This window comes from Ruegeria sp. BA2 (assembly GCF_056539605.1).
On record NZ_JBQFVE010000001.1, the window covers coordinates 371,135 to 394,426 of the forward strand.

The 23,292-nt window shown below is 54.8% G+C and carries 26 protein-coding genes and 1 other RNA gene; 12 read left to right on the forward strand and 15 right to left on the reverse strand.

Features of this window, described 5'->3' with window-relative positions; translation table 11 throughout:
* Positions 1-4 precede the first annotated feature (4 nt).
* From lpxA to ACR0NN_RS01935, 14 genes are all read right to left on the reverse strand, one after another.
* Complete coding sequence (lpxA, locus tag ACR0NN_RS01870; protein ID WP_170683926.1) at positions 5-790, reverse strand: acyl-ACP--UDP-N-acetylglucosamine O-acyltransferase; 786 nt, start codon at positions 788-790, stop codon at positions 5-7.
* Positions 787-1,260, reverse strand: coding sequence for a 3-hydroxyacyl-ACP dehydratase FabZ (gene fabZ, locus ACR0NN_RS01875; protein WP_170393131.1), 474 nt, complete (start codon positions 1,258-1,260; stop codon positions 787-789). The genes lpxA and fabZ overlap by 4 nt, the downstream gene beginning before the upstream one ends.
* Positions 1,261-1,332: 72 nt before the next feature.
* Positions 1,333-1,917 carry an OmpH family outer membrane protein gene (locus tag ACR0NN_RS01880; RefSeq protein WP_170719125.1) on the reverse strand — a complete coding sequence of 195 codons (585 nt, stop codon included), beginning with the start codon at positions 1,915-1,917 and terminating at the stop codon, positions 1,333-1,335.
* A gap of 6 nt (positions 1,918-1,923) precedes the next feature.
* Positions 1,924-4,284 (reverse strand): outer membrane protein assembly factor BamA, encoded by a 2,361-nt coding sequence (gene bamA / locus ACR0NN_RS01885; protein ID WP_170719127.1) that lies wholly within the window; start codon positions 4,282-4,284, stop codon positions 1,924-1,926.
* A gap of 349 nt (positions 4,285-4,633) precedes the next feature.
* Complete coding sequence (gene rseP / locus ACR0NN_RS01890) at positions 4,634-5,986, reverse strand: RIP metalloprotease RseP (RefSeq protein ID WP_170719130.1); 1,353 nt, start codon at positions 5,984-5,986, stop codon at positions 4,634-4,636.
* A gap of 4 nt (positions 5,987-5,990) precedes the next feature.
* Positions 5,991-7,163: a 1-deoxy-D-xylulose-5-phosphate reductoisomerase gene (gene dxr / locus ACR0NN_RS01895; RefSeq protein WP_170719135.1), complete on the reverse strand. Its 1,173-nt coding sequence runs from the start codon at positions 7,161-7,163 to the stop codon at positions 5,991-5,993.
* Positions 7,163-7,945 (reverse strand): phosphatidate cytidylyltransferase, encoded by a 783-nt coding sequence (locus ACR0NN_RS01900; protein ID WP_170719137.1) that lies wholly within the window; start codon positions 7,943-7,945, stop codon positions 7,163-7,165. The genes dxr and ACR0NN_RS01900 overlap by 1 nt, the downstream gene beginning before the upstream one ends.
* Positions 7,942-8,673: an isoprenyl transferase gene (locus ACR0NN_RS01905; RefSeq protein ID WP_170719140.1), complete on the reverse strand. Its 732-nt coding sequence runs from the start codon at positions 8,671-8,673 to the stop codon at positions 7,942-7,944. The genes ACR0NN_RS01900 and ACR0NN_RS01905 overlap by 4 nt, the downstream gene beginning before the upstream one ends.
* Before the next feature lie 9 nt (positions 8,674-8,682).
* Positions 8,683-9,246 carry a ribosome recycling factor gene (gene frr / locus ACR0NN_RS01910; protein ID WP_170683938.1) on the reverse strand — a complete coding sequence of 188 codons (564 nt, stop codon included), beginning with the start codon at positions 9,244-9,246 and terminating at the stop codon, positions 8,683-8,685.
* Between the two features lie 185 nt (positions 9,247-9,431).
* On the reverse strand, positions 9,432-10,427 hold the full coding sequence (gene acuI / locus ACR0NN_RS01915) for an acryloyl-CoA reductase (RefSeq protein ID WP_170719141.1): 996 nt from the start codon (positions 10,425-10,427) through the stop codon (positions 9,432-9,434).
* Positions 10,428-10,475: 48 nt separating this feature from the next.
* The gene (locus tag ACR0NN_RS01920; RefSeq protein ID WP_170719143.1) at positions 10,476-11,570 is read right to left on the reverse strand and encodes a dimethylsulfoniopropionate demethylase; all 1,095 of its coding nucleotides are present in this window, start codon (positions 11,568-11,570) and stop codon (positions 10,476-10,478) included.
* 1 nt (position 11,571) lies between these two features.
* Positions 11,572-12,078 carry a DinB family protein gene (locus ACR0NN_RS01925; protein WP_170719145.1) on the reverse strand — a complete coding sequence of 169 codons (507 nt, stop codon included), beginning with the start codon at positions 12,076-12,078 and terminating at the stop codon, positions 11,572-11,574.
* Positions 12,078-12,782: a DUF1326 domain-containing protein gene (locus ACR0NN_RS01930; RefSeq protein WP_010439955.1), complete on the reverse strand. Its 705-nt coding sequence runs from the start codon at positions 12,780-12,782 to the stop codon at positions 12,078-12,080. Before ACR0NN_RS01930 ends, ACR0NN_RS01925 begins: the two co-directional genes overlap by 1 nt.
* 4 nt (positions 12,783-12,786) lie before the next feature.
* Positions 12,787-13,578 (reverse strand): DUF2182 domain-containing protein, encoded by a 792-nt coding sequence (locus ACR0NN_RS01935; RefSeq protein ID WP_170719148.1) that lies wholly within the window; start codon positions 13,576-13,578, stop codon positions 12,787-12,789.
* Between the two features lie 89 nt (positions 13,579-13,667).
* Between ACR0NN_RS01935 and ACR0NN_RS01940 the strand changes: the two genes are divergently transcribed.
* From ACR0NN_RS01940 to ACR0NN_RS01980, 9 genes are all read left to right on the forward strand, one after another.
* Entirely contained in the window at positions 13,668-14,399 is a 732-nt protein-coding gene (locus ACR0NN_RS01940) for a FadR/GntR family transcriptional regulator (protein ID WP_170683950.1), read from the forward strand.
* Between the two features lie 112 nt (positions 14,400-14,511).
* Entirely contained in the window at positions 14,512-15,912 is a 1,401-nt protein-coding gene (locus ACR0NN_RS01945) for a selenium-binding protein SBP56-related protein (RefSeq protein ID WP_170719150.1), read from the forward strand.
* Between the two features lie 13 nt (positions 15,913-15,925).
* The gene (locus ACR0NN_RS01950; protein ID WP_170719152.1) at positions 15,926-16,576 is read left to right on the forward strand and encodes a hypothetical protein; all 651 of its coding nucleotides are present in this window, start codon (positions 15,926-15,928) and stop codon (positions 16,574-16,576) included.
* 62 nt (positions 16,577-16,638) lie between these two features.
* Positions 16,639-17,001, forward strand: coding sequence for a DUF4345 family protein (locus tag ACR0NN_RS01955; RefSeq protein WP_170719156.1), 363 nt, complete (start codon positions 16,639-16,641; stop codon positions 16,999-17,001).
* Positions 17,002-17,036: 35 nt separating this feature from the next.
* Positions 17,037-17,384: a transfer-messenger RNA gene (gene ssrA / locus ACR0NN_RS01960) on the forward strand.
* Between the two features lie 99 nt (positions 17,385-17,483).
* Complete coding sequence (locus ACR0NN_RS01965) at positions 17,484-17,918, forward strand: ester cyclase (RefSeq protein WP_170719158.1); 435 nt, start codon at positions 17,484-17,486, stop codon at positions 17,916-17,918.
* 125 nt (positions 17,919-18,043) lie between these two features.
* On the forward strand, positions 18,044-18,859 hold the full coding sequence (locus ACR0NN_RS01970) for a chromate resistance protein ChrB domain-containing protein (RefSeq protein ID WP_480683793.1): 816 nt from the start codon (positions 18,044-18,046) through the stop codon (positions 18,857-18,859).
* Positions 18,856-20,106, forward strand: coding sequence for a chromate efflux transporter (gene chrA, locus ACR0NN_RS01975; RefSeq protein WP_170719165.1), 1,251 nt, complete (start codon positions 18,856-18,858; stop codon positions 20,104-20,106). Before ACR0NN_RS01970 ends, chrA begins: the two co-directional genes overlap by 4 nt.
* Positions 20,107-20,182: 76 nt before the next feature.
* Positions 20,183-20,650 (forward strand): ClpXP protease specificity-enhancing factor SspB, encoded by a 468-nt coding sequence (locus ACR0NN_RS01980; RefSeq protein ID WP_170719167.1) that lies wholly within the window; start codon positions 20,183-20,185, stop codon positions 20,648-20,650.
* A gap of 28 nt (positions 20,651-20,678) precedes the next feature.
* Here the strand turns inward: ACR0NN_RS01980 and ACR0NN_RS01985 are convergent, their stop codons facing one another.
* Positions 20,679-21,242 (reverse strand): hypothetical protein, encoded by a 564-nt coding sequence (locus ACR0NN_RS01985; protein ID WP_170719169.1) that lies wholly within the window; start codon positions 21,240-21,242, stop codon positions 20,679-20,681.
* Positions 21,243-21,450: 208 nt separating this feature from the next.
* Between ACR0NN_RS01985 and fumC the strand changes: the two genes are divergently transcribed.
* The 3 genes from fumC to ACR0NN_RS02000 are packed head-to-tail and all read left to right on the forward strand — an operon-like array spanning position 21,451 to position 23,239.
* Positions 21,451-22,845 (forward strand): class II fumarate hydratase, encoded by a 1,395-nt coding sequence (gene fumC / locus ACR0NN_RS01990; RefSeq protein WP_170719171.1) that lies wholly within the window; start codon positions 21,451-21,453, stop codon positions 22,843-22,845.
* Positions 22,845-23,021, forward strand: coding sequence for a DUF4169 family protein (locus ACR0NN_RS01995; protein WP_170719174.1), 177 nt, complete (start codon positions 22,845-22,847; stop codon positions 23,019-23,021). The genes fumC and ACR0NN_RS01995 overlap by 1 nt, the downstream gene beginning before the upstream one ends.
* A complete protein-coding gene (locus tag ACR0NN_RS02000) occupies positions 23,018-23,239 on the forward strand; it encodes a ribbon-helix-helix domain-containing protein (RefSeq protein WP_170719176.1) in 222 nt (73 codons plus the stop codon). Before ACR0NN_RS01995 ends, ACR0NN_RS02000 begins: the two co-directional genes overlap by 4 nt.
* Positions 23,240-23,292: the final 53 nt, after the last annotated feature.

The window sequence follows — 23,292 nt, forward strand, 5'->3', positions numbered from 1 at the left end:
GGAGCTATTTCCTTGGGGTCAGGAACGAACGGTCGGTTTGCCCGGTCACAAACTCAACGATTTGGCGCACATATTCATTTTCGGCATCCTCACCCAAGCGGTGGGCGCGATCCATGAACGTGCCATCACCCTCGGACAGTTCCTTGAAGGCTGCCCGCAGCGCCGAGATATCTTCGCGCGTGACACCGCGCCGTTTCAGACCAACCAGATTCAGACCATCCAGTTCACCCCGAGGGGCCTGAACCAACCCGTAGGGAATCACATCATTCGGAACCATTGTCAGAGCGCCAATGATGGCGCCCCGACCGACGCGCACGAATTGATGCAGCCCCGAGATACCGCCAACGATGACATCATCTTCGATAATGCAATGACCAGCAGCACCCGCATGGTTGACCAGAATAACCCGGTTGCCGATCTGAACATCGTGCGCCACATGGACACCCGCCATCAGCAGGCAGTCATCCCCGATCCGAGTAATGCCACCGCCACCATCCGTTCCGGTGTTAATGGTCACATGCTCGCGAATGCGGTTGCGCTCACCGATTTCAAGTCGGGTGTTTTCGCCGCCAAACTTTTTGTCTTGCGGGATTTCCCCGACAACGGCGAAGCTGAAAATCACCGTGTCATCACCCACCGAGGTGTCTCCGGTGACTACCACATGAGACTTCAGTTCAACCCGATCGCCCAAACGGACCTGTGGCCCGACATGGCAGAACGGACCAATCGTGCAGCCTTGCCCGATCTGCGCTCCGTCTTCGATAATAGCGCTGGGATGGATACCGCTCATGTTGTTTTTTCCATGTCCCAATCGACGTAGGCCGAGAACTCGGCTTCCGCCGCAACCTCACCTTCGACAGTCGCGCGACCGCTGAATTTGAAGATCTTACCACCCTTCTTGCCACGAACGGTTTCGACATGCATTTCGAGAACGTCGCCAGGCACTACCTTGCGGCGGAATTTGCATTTGTCGATGTTCATGAAATAGATCAACAGCTCGCTGTCGATCACGTCCATGCCAACGCCGAGCATAACCCCTGCGGTCTGTGCCATCGCCTCGACAATCGTCACGCCAGGCATAATCGGAGTTCCAGGGAAATGGCCCTGAAAATGCGGCTCGTTCATAGTGACATTCTTGATGCCGACCGCTGATTGATAGCCGTCGATATCTACAACCTTGTCGACCAGCAAAAACGGATAGCGATGCGGCAAAATACGCTGGATCAGCTGAATGTCGGCGCTCTTGGTTTCCGTGGTCATGATGCGGATGTCCTGTTCTGGATGTCTCTTTCAAGCGTGGTTAGCAATACCCGTTCCCAAGGGCAAGCCAGCCTATTCGCCGTTCTTGTTTTCAAGCGTCGACCCATCGCCGATTGCAGCGTTTATTCGGGCGATGGCGGCATCAGTGATGTCTGAGGCATCCGAACTCAGCACCACGTTCGAACGCTCAATAACGATGGATGCTCCAAATTCGCGCAACAGCTCGATCAGTACCGGTTGTGCCATCTCAAAAAACTGTCCGCGCGCCTCTTCTCCGCGGCGCGCCAGAACGTCGAGTTTTGCGCGCTGGCTATCCCGGTGCGATTGGACCTTTTCGTCAAATGCTTCAGCCAGAGGGCGGAATTCTTCTGCAGAAAGCTCAACCCGCTTGTTCGTCAGTTCTTTTTCTTCCGTACTGAGTTCGGCAACGATGCGTTCGTTTTCGTCAGAGAGCAGAGCGCTCTCGGCCTCGATTTCCCTAAACACTCGTTGACCAAAGGCCGAATCCGCAAATAACCGTTCGCTGGAAATTGTCAGCACGTCGGTTTGCGGGATGCCTAACTGTTGCGCATTCAGCGGTACAGACACAATCAGCAGTGCCAAAACGCACAGGGCCCGTAACGGGCCCTGCATGAATTTCATGGTTTCGTTGATCATCCGCGATCAGAACCTGGCTTGAACCGTCAGGTCAAAGCTTTGCTCTTTATCGAATTCCTCTTTTTTGAGGGCATTCGAGAAGTTAAAGCGCAGCGGGCCAAACGGTGTTTCCCACAAGACGGACACGCCGATTACGTGCCGGATGGATCCGCTGGCACCGACAATATCTGCACCAGCAGTGTTAACGTTGTTGATGTTGTAGAGGTTACCAACATCGTAGAAAACACCCCCACGCAGGCCCAGCTCTTCGGGAAGTCCCAGAGGGAAATCTGACTCAAAACGGGCGACCCAGTAGTAATTGCCCCCGATGGCGTCATCCTGACCGTTGGAAAGGTCACGCGGTCCGAGACCGGCAGGTTCGAATCCGCGGAACACGCTCGGCCCCAAGACGAACCGGTCAATTGTGCGGCTGAAATCGTCACCGGTCCAATTCAACGCGCCAAGCTCGAGCGTGGCACGAAGTACAACTTCTTCGTTCAGAACACGCTGCTGAGCAATCGCCCGAGCCGTCGTTTTGATGTATTCATTGTCACCACCGAGACCAGCCGCATCTACGCCAAGCTCAAACAGGACACCTGCATTGGGATTCAGACCACCAAGTCGACTATCATAGACATAAGAGACACCGATCGAACTGCTGGTCCGTTTCCCCTGATCGATTTCCGATGAGATAACCGCCCCGTTCGTTTCATTGCTCTGCTGCGTCATCTCGCTGCGATTCCATCCGTAGCGAAGCCGGAGCGCTGAGAGTTCGCCAATCGCATAGCTAAGCTGAGGTCTGAAAAACACGGTTTCTGTATCATAGCTGGCAAAGCTAGAATTTGTGCTGGCAAGACCCAAACCCAAATCAAAGCGCAGCTTGCGTCCAAGCAAATAAGGCTCGGTGAAATTGATCGTGTACTGTTCGGCATCCTGAGCGGTCGAAAGCGTAACGCCCAGATTCTGCCCTCGGCCGAGGAAGTTCGATTCATTCAGACCGATAGCAATCCCGAATCCGTCAGAGACCGAGTAACTGCCGCCAAGGCTTAGCGATCCGGTAGGTTGTTCTTCGACGTCAACGTCCACGATGACCTGGCTGGGTGAAGACCCCTCCCGCGTTTCCACATCCGCAACCGAGAAGAAACCAAGTGCACGGATACGTTCGGCACTCTGGCGAATTTCTCTGGGGTTGAAAGGGTCACCTTCGACCGTGTCGAACTGACGACGGATCACGCGGTCTAAAGTAGTGGTGTTTCCTTCGATATCGATACGTTCGACAAAAATGCGCGGGCCACGGGTCAGGACGAATTGCACATCCAAGGTCAGATCGCGCGGGTTCCGCGTGACGCGGGGTTCTACGCGCAGGAAGTCCACGCCTTGCTTCAGGCCTAGACGCTCCAACCGTGCAATCGAATTCTCAATAACCGTCGGAGAATAAATCACACCCGGTTTGACCTTGAGCGCAGCCTGATAAGGCGCCGGATCCACGCCGGGAATTTCACTGACGGTCGAAATCTGACCAAATGAGAACCTCTGCCCCTCGGTGACGTTCATCACCAGGAAGAAAGCATCGCGTTCACGCGTAAATTCGACATTGGCGCTGTTTACGCGAAAATCGATATATCCCCGCGACAGGTAGAAATCGCGGATAACCTGTTTGTCGAATTCAATCCGATCAGCAATGAATGTATCGCCGCGAAGGAACGTCCGCAGAATATTCGCTTGCTTTGTTTCCAGCACCCGACGCAAACGACGGTCCGAAAACGCGCGGTTGCCAACGAAACTGACACGTTCAACTTCGATTGTTGTGCCTTCGGCAACTTCGAACACAAGGTCTACGCGGTTATCGCTGCGTCGAATGATTCTTGGGATTACCGTGGCGGACACTCTGCCCTGCGCCGAATAGACCTCAGCAATCAGATCCGCATCAGCTTCGGCCAATTGCGGAGTAAAGACGCGGCGTGTCTGGGATGAGATCGCATCAAGGAGTACGTCATCCTTTACGCGGCGGTTGCCTTCAATACTAATTTGGTTGATCGTCGGATATTCTTCAACCGCGATAACCAATGTGCTACCGCGAGGTGTGAGTTCGACTGTCTCAAAAACACCACTGTCAAGCAAACGCTGAAAGGCATCATTAAGTTGTCCGGCGGTCACGGTCTGCCCCGGTTCGATTCCCGTCCGTGCGATAATGGTCGAAGTTTCGATCCGCCGATTACCTTCAACTTCGAAGTTGTTGATGGTGTAAGATTGCGCCAGCGCGGGCTGTGGCAGAACCATCAAACCCGGTGTAGCAAAAAGGAAAAAGAGGGTTAGTGCCCGCCACAAAATATTGCTTTGCCGCCCTCGTGAGCCGCAGAATGTGCCCGTGCCCCTGCTGTCAGTCATTTTTATCACTACCCAGAATTTTCAGACTTTAGCTGCTGAGTAGCCCGATTATGGGACCATGTCAAAAGACCAAAATGCAAAAAGCGGCCCAGTGGGCCGCTATGTTCGAACTAGAGTTGAGCACAGGAATCACAATCCGAGGAGATAGCCACCAACTGCCAAAGCCAAAGCGGTCACCGCAAAGCTTAGCAACATATCCCAATTCAGTTGAAACAGGACGCTGACACTCTGGTAAGACTTATGTAACGCTTTTGTCATGGTTCTCGAGCCCACACAATTCTAAGGACACGATAAGAGTACCTTTGAAATGCGGCAATTTTGCGTCTTAACGGTGCCTTGATTGCCTTAATCAGCAGAACAGATCGTTACTGACTGAGAAGAGCATAAGCGAAAGGATCAATGTAACGCCTATGCCCATCAGTACTCGAAAGGCTTTATCGCTTGGCGGGCGACCTGAAACCGCCTCGTAGGCATAGAATACAAGATGACCACCATCCAGTGCCGGGATCGGGAACAAGTTCAACAAACCAACGGCAGTAGACAGAACAGCGATGAAGAAGATGAAGTTCTGTGCACCCTGGCTCGCCATTGCCCCGGACGTTTCGGCAATGCCAATAGGCCCCGAAATATTGCAGGTACTGATCGCGCCGGTGATCATGTGCCACATACCCGACAAAGACCCATCAATAATGCGACCGGTTTGAATTACCCCACCCTTCACCGAATCCCATATACCTGCGGGGACCGTCTCGGGTTCAATCATCATGCCGCCGACGATGCCGATACGCCAATGCGTCACAAATCCACCTTCTGCTGTGGGTTCATCCGTGCGACGAGGTGCAAGCGCGAACTCAAGATCAGCCCCATCACGCCAAACATTCAACAAAAGGGCGCGCCCGTCAGATTCCTCGACATATTCTTTCAACTGTTCGAACGCGAATATCGCGTCACCGTCGACTGATGTGATAACGTCACCTTGCTGCAGCTGGATATCCATAGCAGCACTGCGGGGTGTAACCTGTTGGATCAACGGCGGAAAGAACCAAGGCGCCACGACTTCAATTGTCTCGCCATCCCGGATGACGGTGTAGTCCAATTCCGGCACGACCGGCAGCGTGTCCACGAAGTCTGACCAGTTTGCGGAATCATCGAAATCAGGGGTCGGCAATCCCGCGATCGCAATGATCTCGTCACCTTCCTGCAGTCCCTGAACCGTACCAGGCAACGGTTGTAGTGCACCAACTGTCAACGGTTCGCGTGAAACACCCTGCGACCAGAAGACAAGGCCAAAAACGAGTATCGACATCGCAAAATTGAAAATTGGCCCAGCCGCAACTGTTGCAGCTCGCGCCCACAAAGGCGCACCATGCATGGTCCGACGTAGTTCTTCAGGGCTTTGTTCCGCGATCTCAATCATCGCGTCTTCGTCTTTGCCCGACGCGGCATTGGAATCGCCCAAAAACTTAACGTAGCCGCCAAATGGCAGCAACGCGATTTGCCAGCGGGTTCCGCGTTTGTCTACACGGCTCCACAGAACTGGTCCGAAACCAATCGAGAACACCTCTGCGTGAATGCCAGACCATCGACCAACGATGTAATGGCCGTATTCGTGCACCGCGACAATCACCGAAAGCGCAATCACAAAGGCAATGATCGTATAAAGAAGATTTCCGAATTGCGGGATCAATGAAAGAATGTCCAAAATTTTATCCTGCTCGTTCTAATACGGTTTCATCGACCCACTGCCGTGCGAGATGGTCCGTTTGTTGTACATTATCAAGTGTCAGCGGTGCATCAATAAGCCCATCTGCGGCCTCAAATCGCTCCAGCACTGCCGAAACCGCGTCGGCCATGTCCAGAAAGCGAATTCGACGTTCGATAAAGTGATCCAATGCACGTTCTTTAGCGGCGTTGAAAATCGCACCCGACAGCCCCCCGCGTTGCATGACTTCCCGGGCAAGGCGTAGGGCGGGATACCGGGCCTCGTCCGGGTTTTGAAACCGCAGTTGGCCCAGTTGCGCCAGATCGAGCCTTGCAACCGGAAGCTCGTTCCGCTCCGGCCAGTGCAGCGCGTACCCGATGGCATGTCGCATATCTGGCGCGCCCATATGCGCCATTAGCGCACCATCCTGAAATCCAACCATCGCATGAACGATGGATTCAGGGTGAACGAGAACCTCAATTTTTGATGAATCAACGCCAAAGTATTCTTTTGTTTCTATGACTTCCAAAGCCTTGTTAAACATTGATGCGCTGTCAATCGTGATCCTCTGGCCCATGTTCCAATTCGGATGGCTGGAGGCCTGTTCGACTGTCGCCTTTGCCAGATCGCTCAGCGGCCAATCCCGGAACGCACCACCACTTGCAGTGATGATGATCCGCTCAACGCTTGCCATGTCTTCGCCAACAAGCGCCTGAAAAACTGCTGAATGCTCGCTATCGACAGGGAGCAGCGTGGCACCGTGAGACCGCGCCGTCTCCAGCACCAGCGGCCCCGCACAAACTAGCGTTTCTTTGTTCGCAAGCGCCAATGTCGCGCCTTGTTTCAACGCCTCAATCCCCGGAGCCAACCCAGCTGAGCCGACAATAGCAGACATTACCCAGTCGGCAGGACGTGCGCCGGCTTCGATTAAGGCCACCTGCCCTGCCGCTGCTTGCACGCCGCTACCTGCCAAAGCGGAAAGAAGGTCATCCAACCTGTCATCAAAGGCTGTTACTGCCACGTCGGCACCCAGACGAACGGCATCTTGTGCCAGTTGTGCGATATTGCTACCGCCGGTCAAAGCGATCACATCATAGGCGTCCGGGTTTCTTGAAATCAGGTCGAGCGTATTCTGCCCTATTGAGCCGGTTGCGCCGAATATGGACACCCTTCGCATCACATACCTCCGGGCGCGTAGAACAGCCCTGCAAGCAAAACAAACACTGATGCGCCCATCATCCCGTCGAACCTGTCCAGAAACCCACCATGGCCCGGTATCAAGTTCGAGCTGTCTTTGATTCCAAAGCTGCGTTTCGTGGCACTTTCAACGATATCGCCTGCCTGACTGGCCATCGACGCCAGCACCGACACGACCACAAAAGCAAAACCGAACCCGGCATAAAGCGCAAATCCTGTGCCAACAAGAGCGGCGGCTACCCAACCTCCGACGGTTCCGGACCAAGTCTTTTTAGGGCTTACTCTGGGCCAAAACTTAGGTCCGCCCAGCGTTTTGCCCACAAAATACCCGGCGACATCAGTGGCGATGACCACGAGGATCAGCCAAACCATCCACCCAAAGCCAAGGTTCTCTCGGATCGAGATGAAGCCCAGACCTGACGTCGCAATCCAGATCGCAAATAGTACATAGATGCCGCGGGCACGACTGATTTGTCCTGCCCCAACCAATGCCGGCGCGACCAGGCATGGCAATTTGTAAAGCGGCGGCAGGTGGTAGCTTAGGATGACCGCCACGCCGGTCAGGATCGCCAACTGAATCGCGACCCCTCGCTGTTCGGGGTCAATCATCCGAACCAGTTCCCAGGTCATCAATGCACAGATTGCCGCGATGAAGGCTTCAAACCAAAGCCCGCCAAGCCAGACTTCGATTGCGGCTATAGTCACCAGTACCGATGCCGACAATACCCGCGCCGTAAGATCAGACCATCGGCCGTCACTCATGCCAGAACCGCTCCGAACCGTCGTTCACGCGACCCATAGCTGCGGCAGAGGCGCTCCAGTTCTGCAGCAGTAAAGTCGGGCCACAACGTATCGATGAATTCGTACTCGGAATAGGCAGACTGCCAGAGCAGGAAATTCGATATCCGTGCTTCGCCACTTGTTCGGATGACCAGATCTGGATCGGGCAAAACGCGCGTGTCGAGATACTTCGGCAGCGTTTCCTCATCAACATCTTCGGGCCGCAACACTCCATCAGCTACGTCCTGCGCCAAACGCTTTGTTGCGCGAGCAACTTCATCGCGGCCGCCGTAATTCAGTGCAATGGTCAAATGGACCTGATCATTGCCCTGAGTTTCACACTCGAGCGTGTCCATCAATTCGGTCAATTTGGCATCTAGACGAACACGGTCCCCGATGAACCGCACGCGAATGCCGTTGTCCTTCAACGTCCTGGTTTCTTTGATAATGTAGCGTCGGAACAGACTCATCAGCCCCGCAACTTCGACCTGTGTGCGTTTCCAGTTCTCGGTTGAAAACGCAAAGACGGTAAGATATTTAATCCCCAACCTCGGACAAGCTTCGACAACTTCGCGGACGCGGCGTGCACCTGCGTGATGGCCGAACAACCGAGGGCGACCACGGGCCTGCGCCCAGCGACCGTTCCCATCCATGATGATCGCCACATGGCGTGGTCCGGCATGAAGCGCGTTATCGGGATCCTTGGGCATGATCGAAAATCAGACCTGCATGATCTCGGTTTGTTTGGTCTCAAGCGCATCATCGACCGACTTGATCATAGTATCGGTCAATTCCTGCACCTCGGTTTCCCAGAACTTTTGATCATCCTCGGACATGCCGTCAGCCTTGGCCTTTTTGATCTGGTCCATGCCGTCGCGGCGCACATTGCGGATCGAAACACGCGCGCTTTCTGCGTATTGCCCTGCAACCTTACCCAGTTCCCGGCGACGTTCCTCGTTCAGTTCAGGAATCGGCAGCATGATGATCGTGCCGTTCAGTTGTGGATTGATGCCCAAACCACTTTCGCGAATGGCCTTTTCAACTTTACCAACAAGGCCCTTGTCCCAAACGTTAACCGTCACCATGCGCGGTTCGGGGACGTTCACGGTGCCGACTTGGTTGATCGGCGTCATCGCGCCATAGGCATCGACCATAACGGGCTCAAGCATCGAGGCCGAGGCACGCCCGGTCCGCAGCGAGGCGAATTCGGTTTTGAGGTTGGCCATCGCGCCGTCCATACGGCGTTTCAGATCATCGGTGTCGAGTTCGAAATCATCAGACATGCTGCTCACTCCCCGTCTTCAGGTGATGTTCGGATGGGTCTTAAGCCATCACAAATGGGATGTATAGCAATCATGCTGATGAAATGTGGCAATGACCAGAACTGTTTCCGGCAATCTTGCCTCATTCCTGGATTTGAGACCGGCCGGTTTCATGATCCGGCCAGTCTTTTGATGCAGGAACCCGGTCAGGCGTTCACATCGACCACAACGCGGCCTTTAACCTGCCCCTGTAGAATGTCTGCACCCAATTGAGGCAGATCAGACAGGGTTGCCGTATGGACCATCGCCTCGAGCTTATCCATCGGAAGGTCTGTCGCTATGCGCTGCCAGGACCGGACGCGGTTGTCATAGGGCTGCATGACACTATCGATGCCCAATAGGTTCACACCGCGCAGCAGAAACGGGATCACGGTCGCCGGTAGCCCTGCACCTCCGGCAAGTCCAACCGCAGCAACGGATGCGCCATATTTCATCTGGCCCAAGACTCGGGCGAGCATCGCCCCGCCAACCGCATCAACACATCCTGACCAGGTTTCACTCTCTAGCGGGCGCTTGGTGGTTTCATTCAACTCATCGCGTGGGACAATTGTAGTCGCGCCCAATGATTTAAGGTAGTCGGCCGTTTCCGGTCGCCCGGTGACCGCTGCAACCTCATACCCCAGATGAGCCAGAATGGCCGTCGCAACCGAGCCAACACCACCTGCGGCGCCCGTAACCAACACCGGGCCATGTCCCGGCTGCAATCCGTGATCTTCCAGCGCCATAACAGCCAACATCGCAGTGAAACCAGCGGTCCCGACCGCCATGGCCTGCCGTGTATCCAACCCATTCGGCAAGGGTACTAGCCAATCCGCGCGGGCGTTGGCTTTCTGAGAGTACCCTCCCCAATGCGCCTCACCCACGCGCCAGCCGGTTAGGACAACCTTGTCGCCGGGCTTGTACCGACCATCTGATGATTGTTCGACAGTGCCCGAATAATCGATGCCCGGGATATGCGGGTAACTCCGCACCAAACCACCGCCCTTTGGAGACATGCACAACCCGTCTTTGTAGTTCACGGTTGAATACTCGACGGCTACAGTTACCTCTCCATCCGGCAAATCTGCCAGCGACATCTCCTTGACTGTGGCACTGGCGAGGCCACTTTCTTCATCCTTTTCAACGACAAGTGCGTTAAACATGAACTTACTCCCTTCGTTGCCTAGAGGCTCTATTCTTCAAATGTGGGCTTAGCGCCAGAACTTGTCCTGCACCACAGCCCATCGCATTCCGTGTTCTGTCATCAACTCGATCCGGGTGCCCGTAACCCAGTGGGATCTGTCGACCATTCCAATCGCGACATTTACCCCAAATTCTGGCGAGTAGGCGGCAGAGGCGACCTGCCCGACCTGTCGGCCCTCAGCCATCAGAGGCCAGGATTCCGTGCATGGCCCAATCTCACCTTCGATCACAAGCGGACGAATTTGCCGAGGCGGCCCGTTCTTCGCCTGATCAGCCAAGGCAGCCTTGCCTAAATAATCCAGCGGTGAGTTACAAAAGCGCGCCAACCCACATTCGTAGGGCGTATTTTCGCGCCGCATGTCCGAGCCGAAACTCAGCAGCCCACTTTCGACCCGCTCAATCCCATTAGGGCAACCAGCCCGTACATTCAGATCGCGCCCGTCTGCAAACAGGGCATCCCACAGCGGCATTCCATAGTCCGAACCTTCGACATAGATTTCAAAGCCACCCTGTTTGGACCAACCTGAGCGGGCGATGATGAAAGAGGTATCTTCAAAAGCTAACCGTTTGTATCGGAAGAATTTTATGTCTCTGATCGCATCGCCAAACACACGCGCCATCAGATCGTCCGACTTCGGTCCTTGCACGGCCAGAGGTGACACATCCGGCTCGGAAACATCGACATCCAGCCCCAGCGCGATCACAAGGCCCAAGGCATATTGCCAAAGGTCTCCATCAGCGACAGACAACCAATAATGGTCGTCCGCCAGTTTGATCGCCACCGGATCATTCAGTATCCCGCCATTATGATCCACGATCGGTACATAATAGCACTGGTCTGCCCGCATCTTGTCCATGTCGCGCGGGCTGAGCATCTTCATCAGCCGCAGCGCATCTGGGCCTTTGATCTGGACCTGACGTTCGCACGAGACATCCCAGACCTGCACATGTTGCTTCAAGTGAGCCGCATCAGCCTCAACGCTTTCAAAAACCGTCGGGAGCAGCATGTGGTTATAGACCGTATACGCCTTTACCCCTTCTGCTTCGACACCCGGAGTAAATGGAGTTTTGCGCACACGTCGGTTTGGCGTGATGACTGCCATGTCAGGTATCCTCTGGCAGAAAAACAAGATCGCTGACGGGCGCCTGAGAGCCGACTTCGGTCAGCATCTGGTGCAATTGTCCGCGATGGTGCGTCTGGTGGTTGAACATGTGGATCACGCATTGATCGTAAGGTTTTGTTACGTCAGCTTCTTTCGCTGCAGAATACCATGTGAACGAGCCACTCAGGACTTCGTCGTCCAACGTGTCGGCCCATCTGGCAATCCGATCGTCAATTGTATCGCGCAACGGCAACCAGTCAGCCATGCCGTCGCAGATCGAGACGCTCTCAGGGATGCCGCCACCAGGTCCCGGACCCTTGTCAAACCGAGAAATCCAGATCCAATCCCCCCAAAGCAAATGATTGGCTGTTCCCATGATCGATCCAAAGAACGCCCGGCGATTACGGGCGAGCTCTTCGGCAGGAACAGCCTGAAGAAAACCCTTCAACTGATTGTTTTGCCAGCGGTTATATCGCGCCATCTCACGCGCATAGGCTCCGGTGATCATCACTTGGGTCCGTGCCAGTCGATGGGGCAAATCTCGGCTGATTTGCCACCAAAATCCCAAACGCGGCCATAATCGCGAACCTTTGATTTGGTGCCTCGGGCCACGATAATGTCCGGTCCCATCCAGTATTTCGAGTTTGAAACCATCACCGGATGCTCAGGGTCCTTGCCTGCCAGCATCTCAATTTCACCCTGAATCTTACGCCCAATCATAATCCGGCGCTTTGTCCCGTCTCGCTCAATTTGAACGGGGGCACGCTCGGCCCCGATGATTTCGCTGACCAGCATCGTGAACAGCCCAGTCGTACCGCCTGCCTGACCACTGAAGATTTGTAGCAAGCCGTTGTATGCTTTGCCGCTGGCGCGCTCATCCACATAGGCCGCGACCTTCCATTGGCCCTCACCCATACGACCGGGGATATCAACCAAAAGGCCCACGTTCAGGCCGGACAAATCCTCGCCCTCGTAGTGCCCCTCATCAATGACGATACCCATCCATGCGTGGCAATGCCCTTCGGTCGGCGGGTGCGCACCCAGAGAGACAACGCAGGGACAGAATACATCGCAGGAACAGTTGAGGATCAGTTCGCCTTTGACTGCCCAGTCGGTCGGGCTCATCTCGCGACGCTTGGGATTGGGCATCCGGCTGTCAATTCTCTGACTGACCGGCAGTTTGTCTGCATCCGGTTTTCTGTTTTTAGCCATCGACTTATCCTCCGTAAGCAATGTGATGCACAAGCAGCGCCAGACCACCCGCAATCAAGACAAACCCCATGGGCCGCGTCACCGCGTGCCCGATCTGGGGAAGTTTTTCTAAAACCATGAACAGTGTCGCCAGCCCCATCCAGAGCAGGCTCATAACACCGCCCACAAAGCCCAGAGCCATAAAGCCCCAGCAGCAACCGACGCAAAAGGCGCCCAGCCCCAGACCCATGCGTAAACCGCCTGCGAAACCGGGTTTCCAATGGCCTAGGAAATAGGTCATTGGCGCGTGGCAGACGCCGTGGCAGACTTCTTTTGCGCGGGTAAACTGGAAGGCTCCGACCGCAATCAGCAGTCCTCCGGCAAGGTACGGCGATTTGGCAATTCCCAGCATATCGACCGCGCCACCGAAAAGCAGCGCCAGCTGGGCCCCTGTGATCAGCGCGGCGAAACCGACCCAGACGACGAAATACCCCAGCAACACGCCCAGCCACCCTGCCCGCGTGCCGTTGGCGCTGCGGATCAGGTCATCATAGCTGCGCAGGGTTGGCACCAGTGTCGGCAGCATCATCGCCGCCATCATGATCGCCCACATCCAGAACAGCGGGCCGAACTCGGCCATGGGCATGTACATGTCCATGCGCGGGTCCATTGCGGCCATGGTTTGTCCGATCGGGCCTGGGCGTCCGATCCAGTCCAGATCCATGTCGCGGCTCATCGAGACCATCATCCACCACGACCAGAGGATCGCGATGTAAAAGCCCAACCAAAGCGCGCTGCGGAAAACTGAGCGACTCACTTGCTTCTCCCGACTCAACTCTCTTGCTTTTCAAATGTCAGACTTTTAAATGTCAGACAAATAAAAAGTAACGAATCCGGCCAAAGACCATGAAAATCGATCCTCAGAGTTCGGCAGATCTGTCCGCCCAAATTGCGCAGGCAATCCGGGATGCGATCGTATCAGGTCGCTTGATCGTTGATGAACGTCTGCCTTCGGAATCCGAGCTGGCGGATCAGTTCAAAGTCTCGCGCCCCACGGTTCGCGAGGCGCTGAAACGCCTTGCTGCTCAATCGCTTATCCGCACGCAACGCGGGGCTTCCGGCGGCGCGTTTGTTAATCGGCTGAGTTTTGAGGACGCCTATTCCCAACAAGTGACTACCTCGACGCTGCTTTTGTCGATGAACGCGGTCAACTTCGATACGGCGTGCGAGGCACGCTATGCGCTGGAACGCGCCTGTGCCGCATTATCCGCGCAACGCCGCACCGCAGATCAACTCGCGACCATGCGGGCCGAAATATTCCGCCAGGCACAGCCGGGCCTTACTGATGAAGCCTTCTGCGCCTCGGACGTCGCTTTTCACCGTGCCCTAGTAGATGGCGCTGGAAATCCGGTGCTGTCTTACCAGCTTGCTGGCGCGGTCGAGGCGATGCAGCCATTGATGAACATGATCACTTTCACGGCCCGGTCACGCGAAGAAATCATCGCTCTGCACAGCGACATCGCCAATGCGCTGGAAGCACGGGATGTTACCGCGGTTGATACGGCTCTGGTCAAGCTTGAGACCTACACGCGGCAACTGGCACAGGACGTGGCCGAAAGACGACGCAAACCCGCCTGATCTCAGGCGTAAGGAAGGAACGACGAGGCACCCGAGCAGGCAGCATGACATCCGGCAGCAAGACCGGAACTCTCACTACGAATTGAATACCAATGACTTACGGGAGGACGTTATGAACCAAAGACCGGACCCAACCTTTTATCCATCGGCCAAACTGGCGATGGAAGGCCCCACTGAGACGTTGGCCTTCACGCTAATGCTCAGCCCCGATTTTTCGCAACCTGATGGCTTGGCTGTAGTGAATGTCGACCCATCCTCAGAAGATTATGGGAAGATTGTCCATCAGGTGATCATGCCTGAGAAAGGCGATGAGTTTCATCACTTCGGCTGGAATGCCTGTTCCTCTGCCCTGTCTCCGCTTAGCGGTCATGCGTTTCTTGAGCGCCGGTATCTGATCATACCTGGCATCCGATCCAGCCGGATCTACATAATCGACGTGAAAAATCCGCTTGAGGCGAAGATTCACAAGATTATCGAACCCGAAGAAGTCTTTGCGAAAACGGGATATTCCCGCCCGCATACGATCCATTGCGGACCTGAGGGTATCTATGTCAGCACGCTGGGTGGTGGTGGCGAAGATGGCACCGATGGCCCTCCCGGAATTTTCATCATGGACTGCGAAAGCTTTGAAATCATTGGCCGGTACGAGATCGAACGCGGCGTGCAGGACAAGCATTATGATTTCTGGTGGAACTTACCGCGCGACTACATGGTCAGCTCGGAATGGGGTCTGCCGCCACAGTTCGAGAACGGGATTGTGGCCGAGGACCTGCTGTCGAATAAATACGGCCACAGCATTCATTTCTGGAATCTGCGCAACCGGACCAATATTCAAACCATCGATCTAGGCGAAAACCATCAGATGGCGTTGGAAATCCGACCTGCGCATGATCCAGTCAAGCAATACGGTTTCTGTGGCGTTGTGGTCGATACTACCAATCTGCAGGGTGCGATCTTTACCTGGTGGCGCAATGATGAAGGCACGTTTGAGGCGAAGAAGACCATCACGATTGATCCGCAACCAGCTGATCCCGATGACTTGCCCGAGCTGCTGAAAGGCTTCTCGGCCGTTCCGCCGCTGGTGACGGATATCGACCTAAGCCTTGATGACAAGTACCTCTACGTCGCCTGCTGGGGCACGGGTGAGATGCATCAGTATGACGTGTCGGACCCGATGAATCCAAGACTTGCGGGTAAGGTTGAGATTGGCGGGATTGTCAAAAAGACGAAACATCCCAACGGGCAAGAGTTTGGCTATGGCCCGCAAATGGTCGAAATCAGCCGCGATGGAAAACGAGTCTACTGGACCAACTCGCTCTATTCCACATGGGACGATCAGTTCTATCCCGGTGAACGTGGTGCCGCGATGGTCAAGGCGGATGTTGACGAAACTGGCGGCCTGACTCTTGATCCGAAGTTCTGGGTCGAGTTCCCGGAAGGCTATCGCAGCCACCAGATCCGGCTCGAGGGTGGAGACTGCTCGACCGACAGTTTCTGTTACCCATCGGTCTGAGTTGGAGACCTTAATGACATCAACGGCTGGCCTCTGGCTGGCCGTTGTTCTCAGCGGAGCCTATCATGGGCTAAACCCCGGTATGGGCTGGCCGTTGGCAGTTTCATCAGCCTTGATGGAGCAACGCCAATCGGCCCTCTGGCGCGCGCTCGCCGCTTTGGCCAGCGGGCATTTTGTTGCAATGCTTGGGGTGCTGCTGCCTTTTGCCCTGATGGCCGCTCTGGTTGAATACCAACGCGAAATCCGCATCGGGGCGGCGCTGATTGTTATTGCAATGGGCGGCTATATTGCAATAACGCGCCGCCATCCTCGGATGTTGTCGCGCGTCCCGCCCAGCAAGCTGGCGCTTTGGTCGTTCCTTGTGGCCTTGGCGCATGGCGCTGCATTGATGCTGGTGCCGATCTATCTTGGCCTCTGTGGGCTGGATGAGTTGGATGCAGGGCACCAGGCGGTCTCGCAAATAATGGCTAACAATGGCCTGCTGGTGCTAACTGTCGCCGCCATTCATACCGCCGCTATGATCCTAGGCGGAGGCTTTCTAGCTTTTGCCGTTTATCGCTGGCTCGGCCTGCAATTCCTGTCGCGTGGCTGGTTCAATCTGGAATTTGTCTGGGCGATTAGCCTGATTCTGGTCGGTGTTTTGGGCCTGTGGTCAGCGATTTAGGCGCTTTTCTTTGCGTGAGGCTGAGCTAAATTGCACGAGCAGACCAAAAAGGAAAAAAGCCAATGATCACAGCCCTCAACGTAGTTGCCGCCCTGCTGACAATCGGCTTTGGCCTCTTCGGATTTCTGGCCCCGACGTTCACAGCCAACGCGTTGGACCTGGCGCCGACGAAAAGCACCATGGGCCTTAGCGAGATGCGAGCCTCGGTAGGCGGGCTGTTCGTTGTGACAGGCGCTGCAGTGCTTTGGCTTAACACTCCGATGGCATATGCCATGTTGGGTGTGGTCTATGCAGGCGCAGCGCTGGGTCGTTTTGTGTCACTGGCGCTGGACAACCCTCCTTTCGTCAAAGCACTGACCTTTGGTGGAATCGAGCTGGTAATGGCGCTCTGGCTTATCATCGCGAACTTGAACAGAGCGTCCTAACACTTTGAAACTAATGAGGCGACCTTACGCAATCCGGATTTGCATCCGGCCTCGTCCTCACCTATATAGGGTATGTCCTTCGGGACTATGGACATAAACGCGCTCGTAATAAGCGGATCGGACCCGGGGGCGGTACCCGGCGGCTCCACCAACCATCCTTCGTTTGGGGATTTTGGGGCCGAAACAGGATCGACGAACGTCTAAAGGGGTTAGCTTTGTCTCGGCTGTCTGCCACCGTTATCGGCGAAACTAGTACAATTGCAAACGACAATCGTGCTCCGGTTGCAGTTGCTGCGTAAGCAGTAGCAAGACCGAAACTTAAGCCCTTACGCCTAGCCGCGTAAGGCGGGGTTCGCAGGTACCTGGCAACAGAAACCTGCATTTACCCCATTATGTCTGTTCATTGCCCATAACTCATCGGGGATTCAGGGTTTATTCACTTGTTTGGCCCATTTTCCTGTTTGAGAGACAGGAGGGCTGACATGACGAATTCTGACAGGCTGAGGGCGTGGTATTCAGAGGTTTGGGAACAAGGCAATACCGAGGCGATAGATCAGTTCTTCGCCCCGGAAACCATGGCCGAAGGATTGATCCCGGAAATGCAGGTTGGCGCGGATGACTTTCGCGATCTGGTCTCGGCTTTCCGCCATGTTCTGGGCGATATCAAAGTCGAACTGCCCAAAATCATCGAAAACGGTGACTGGGTGTCTGGTATTTTGCATGTGCGTACATTCCGGGCCGATAACGGTGCCCCGCTTGAGGTGACGGGTCAGGTCATGGCTCGGTTCAAGGGGGACAAGATGGTTGAAGCTTACAATCAGTTCGATTTCATTTCTCTTTTCGAACAATTGGGACAGTTTCCGCAGGATACTCTTCCAGTCTGTATGACAGGGCAAAGGCTGGACTGGGCCGGGTAAAACAACCGCAAGCTTGACCCCTCCCGCGTTTGCGCGCTAGCACAGTCTCATGGGGTAAGCTTGCGAACACCCCGTGAGGCGGCAGCCCAAGTTCGCATGTATCCAAACTGATAAGGAAACATGCAATGGCTGCCCCCAATGCAATAACACCCCGTCAACTGTTGCGCCTGATCGGCATGCCACAGGCTCCGATTCTGATTGATGTGCGTATCGATGCAGATTTCGAAGATGACCCGTGCCTGATCCCCAGCGCAGTCCGTCATAACTATAAAGACTTGGAAGGTTTCAAAGAACGCTGCAGGGATCGTTCATGCGTTGTGATCTGCCAAAAGGGTAAGAAATTAAGCCAAGGCGTCGTATCTTGGCTGCAGGCCGAAGGGATAGCGGCTGAATATCTGGAAGGCGGTATGTTTGCGTGGCGCGACACCCCGGGCGCCTTGGTTTTAAGTGTTGCCACCTTACCCGCGCCGTCCGAAGGCGGCACACTTTGGGTCACGCGACATCGCCCAAAGATCGACCGAATTGCATGTCCCTGGCTGATCCGCCGATTTGTCGATACCCAAGCACGGTTTCTTTTTGTCGCGCCAAGTGAAATCCAAGGCGTAGCCGAACATTTTGGCGCGATACCGTTCGATGTAGAGGGCACTTATTGGAGCCATCGTGGCGACAGATGTACTTTTGACACGATGCTGGATGAGTTCGACCTGCACTCCGAGGCTTTGGATCGATTGGCCGGGATAGTACGTGCGGCGGATACCAGCCGGCATGACCTCGCACCAGAAGCTGCCGGACTGCTGGCAATTTCGGTTGGGTTATCGCGCCAATATCGCGATGATCAGCAACAGTTGGAAGCCGGTTTGCTCATCTATGACGCGCTCTATCGCTGGGCTCGGGATGGATCAGGTGAAACGCATGACTGGCCTACGGGTCACGCGCAATGAACCCGACGATACGTGAATTGTTCCGTGTTTTCGGACGCATCGGGCTTTTGTCATTTGGAGGCCCCGCTGCGCAGATATCACTGATGCATCAAGAACTGGTCGAAAAACGTCCATGGCTGGATGAACAAACCTATTTGCGCGCGCTGTCTTTGTGTATGTTGCTGCCGGGTCCAGAGGCCATGCAGCTTGCCACTTACGCCGGCTGGCGATTGCGTGGCGTGACTGGCGGACTGATCGCCGGATGCTTGTTCGTGTTGCCCGGAGCTTTGATCATCGCGCTCCTTGTTGCTCTGTACGCGGCTTACGGCAATTTGCCCTTGGTTCAGGCCGGATTTTTAGGCATCAAAGCTGCGGTCATCATCATTGTTCTACAAGCATTGCGAAACCTTGCGAAGAAAGCACTAACGGATACTGAACATCGCGTGATTGCTGGCCTCGCTTTCCTGGGCATCTTTGTCTTCAACCTTCCATTCCCGCTGATCATCCTGTGCGCCGCTGTCTGGGGATATGTCGCATCACAGAACCTCTTGCCGGATACCATTCAAACAAGTACAGCACCCGGTCGTCCGGTTCGAACAGCAGCTGTCTGGCTTATCCTCTGGCTTGGGCCGCTCGTTTTGCTGCAACTGAGCGGGCAGCAACTCCTTAGTGATCTTGGCTGGTTCTTCGCCCGTCTGGCTGTTGTGACCTTTGGCGGAGCCTACGCAGTACTGGCCTATATGACCCAAACCGTTGTCGATACTTATCAATGGATCAACACGGATCAGATGATTGATGCATTGGGGCTGGCCGAAACCACGCCAGGACCCCTGATTCTGGTGACACAGTTTGTGGCCATGCTCAGCGGGCAGATTGCTGGCGGCACTTCGCTGGCATTGGCAGCGGGGCTGGTCGCGTTGTGGGCGACCTTCGTGCCCTGTTTTCTGTGGATTTTTCTTGCCGCACCGCATCTGGAAAAAATTGCCACACGCCCGCGTTTGGGGGCTGCAATGCATGGAATCACGGCTGCGGTCGTTGGGGTGATTCTCAACCTCTCCGTGTGGTTCGGTTTGAACGTTCTGTTTGGCAGCCTCCCAGGATGGCATTGGGGTCCGATGTCCATACCATTGCCCGATCTAATGACGCTGGATATCAAGGCGCTTGCGCTTACGGTGTTGGCTGGCCTGTTGATTTTCCGCATTAAATCCGGTTTAGCGACCACATTGAGTGTCATGGTCATGGCCGGAATCGGGCTGCAGGTTTTGTAATCAATACTGCCCAACACGGCCTTTCGTTTCCGACCGAATGAACTATGCTGGGATTAACCACTTTCGAGGATCAACTATGTCGCAAGACATCGACTACGGGAATCTGATGCACACGGCCATGCGGGGCCTGATCAAGACCGTCCTGACCGACGTGTCACAACGGGGCTTGCCCGGTGCGCATCATTTCTTCATCACATTTGATACGCGATACGAAGGTGTCGAATTGGCCGACTGGCTGCAAGAGCGGTATCCGGGCGAAATGACCATCGTCATGCAGCATTGGTTCGAAAACCTTGAGGTTGGCGATGACGGGTTCTCAATCACGCTGAATTTTGGGGATGCTCCTGAACCGCTCTATATCCCGTATCTGGCCATCAAAACCTTCGTCGATCCTTCGGTTGAATTCGGATTGCGATTTGAAGGCTCTGAAGACGAAGATGATGAGATTCACGTGATGGAGGAGGCCCCGATCGAGCTTGAAGCCGAAGAATCAGAGCCTCAGCATGATGCGGATGTGGTTTCGCTGGATAGCTTCCGAAAGTAGACAAATCTAACCTCGCCAACTGCGGGGTTTATTCTTTCTTAAGAAAGGTTTCGACTGAACGCGATTTCACGCCGTCCCGAAATCTGGAAAAGGACAAGTTCAGCCCACCCTCTGCCAGTGTGCGGTCGAACTGCTGAAGCTCGTAGCCACCATTTTCGTCAATGAACAACGAAAAAACCGTCAACGTATCTCCGTCGATGCGACCCCACACAAACGGTTCACCTTTCATCGGATCAAGCGGCACTTCGTGACCGAACACGTTCCGTTTCATTGCCGCGGAATAGACATCGGCACGATCTGAGCTTTGGAAATCGACCGAATATTTTTCATCCTTGATGCGCCCATCTGCTTTGTAGGTTGTGGTCGTCCAGCTCACATTGAAACCGCCCTTGGTTTCGTGAATCGACACGCTCATGTCCCGAGGGGTTGCCGTTCCGTCTGAATCAACCACTTCTGCCGACCCGGTATAATCGCCCACAAATGGCGCAATGCCTGTTGCATGTGCTTGCTGTAAAAAAGCCAACAGCCAAATACACGCAGCAAACGCCAAGGCACTTACACTCAGGGGTCTTTTGAGAATTGATACGCGCATGGCCGACTCCGTCGTGGATGTTTCTCTATTCTAACTTTAGCTCGCCGACGTACAATGGCACTGTTTTCGCTAACAGAAATTATTTTGTTGGGGCGCTTTGTCTATACCTTTGCTTGCCCCAAGTTTAAGGTGCGCGCAACTGGCCGATTGCGCCACAGCCTTGCTGCGGGTAAACGGCATACGACTGCATACAAGACCGGAGCGACCGATGTCTCAAACCCGTACCGAATCCGACAGCTTTGGCCCTCTTGAGGTGCCCGCCGACAAGTATTGGGGCGCGCAAACGCAGCGTTCTATCATGAACTTTCCTATCGGTTGGGAAAAACAGCCCGTCGCCATCGTGCGCGCGCTGGGCGTGATCAAAATGGCCTGCGCGATTGAGAATAAGGCGATCGGCAAACTGGACGCCCAGATCGCGGATGCGATCATTCAAGCAGCTGGCGAAGTGTTTGAGGGCAAGTTTGATGACAACTTTCCTCTGGTCGTTTGGCAAACCGGGTCGGGTACGCAATCTAACATGAACTCGAACGAGGTCATTGCGAACCGCGCGATTGAGATTCTAGGCGGTGAGATCGGATCGAAAGACCCGGTTCATCCCAACGATCACTGCAATATGGGCCAATCTTCGAATGATACATTCCCAACCGCCATGCACATCGCCACCGCGATGAGCGTGCGCGATGTGCTGATGCCCGGGCTTGAAAAATTTGCTTCGGCTTTGGAAGCCAAAGCGAAAGAGTTCGCCGGAATCATCAAAATCGGCCGCACCCACACCCAGGACGCGACTCCTTTGACGCTGGAACAGGAGTTTGGAGGCTACGCGCACCAGATCCGTCAAGGCATTGCACGAGTCGAAGCCGCGATGCCCGGAATCTACGAGTTGGCTCAGGGTGGCACCGCCGTCGGCACAGGTTTGAACACCCATGGCGGATGGGACGAGGCAGTGGCGAAAAATATGGCCGAGATAACCGGGCTGCCGTTTGTGACCGCCCCGAACAAGTTTGAAGCTCTGGCCGCTCATGATGCCATGGTCTTCTTGTCAGGCGCTTTGGCCACGATTGCCGGGTCCTGCTACAAGATCGCGAACGATATCCGCCTATTGGGCTCTGGTCCCCGATCAGGCCTTGGCGAACTGATCTTGCCGGAAAATGAGCCTGGCTCGTCCATCATGCCTGGCAAGGTAAACCCAACGCAGGCTGAAGCGTTGACGCAGGTGGCAGCACACGTGATGGGCAATGATGCCGCGATGAAGTTCGCCGGCTCACAGGGCCATTTCCAACTGAACGTCTATAATCCAATGATGTCCTATAATCTTCTGCAGTCGATCCAACTGCTGGGGGATGCGACTGACAGCTTCACTGAACGTATGCTACTGGGCATCAAGGCCAATGAACCGCGCATCGACAAGCTGATGAAGGAATCTCTGATGCTGGTAACTGCATTGGCCCCCACCATTGGCTATGACAACGCTACAACCGTGGCCAAGACGGCGCATAAGAATGGCACCACGCTCAAGGAAGAAGCGATTGCGCTGGGCTTTGTGGATGAGGCTACGTTTGATGCGGTCGTGCGGCCTGAACACATGATCGGGCCCAAGGACTAATGGGCAAGCCGGTCAATCTGAACCGGTTTCGAAAAGAAAAGGCGCGGGCCGAAAAGAAGGCCCGCGCAGACGCAAACGCTGTAAAACACGGACGGTCCAAATCCGAGAAAGCAATTGCGAAGCTTGAGCAAGAACGCCAGAAGCGTGACCTCGACGGTCACAAAGTCGACGAATGAGCGGTCGGCCGGTAAAACGCTCTCTGACCCTGCAAGGTCACAGAACTTCGGTATCGCTTGAAGATGATTTCTGGCAGGCGTTTCGTGATATTGCGCGCGAAAAATATCTTCCAATCAACGTCTTGGCAGCCCAAATTGATGCAGAGCGTGATCCAGAAACCGGACTAGCCTCGGCCATTCGCGTCTATGTTCTGAATTGGTATCGTCAATCCGATTGATCACTTGCATTCACCCCTCAGCACTGCGTAAGCTATCAAGAACAAAAGGGGTA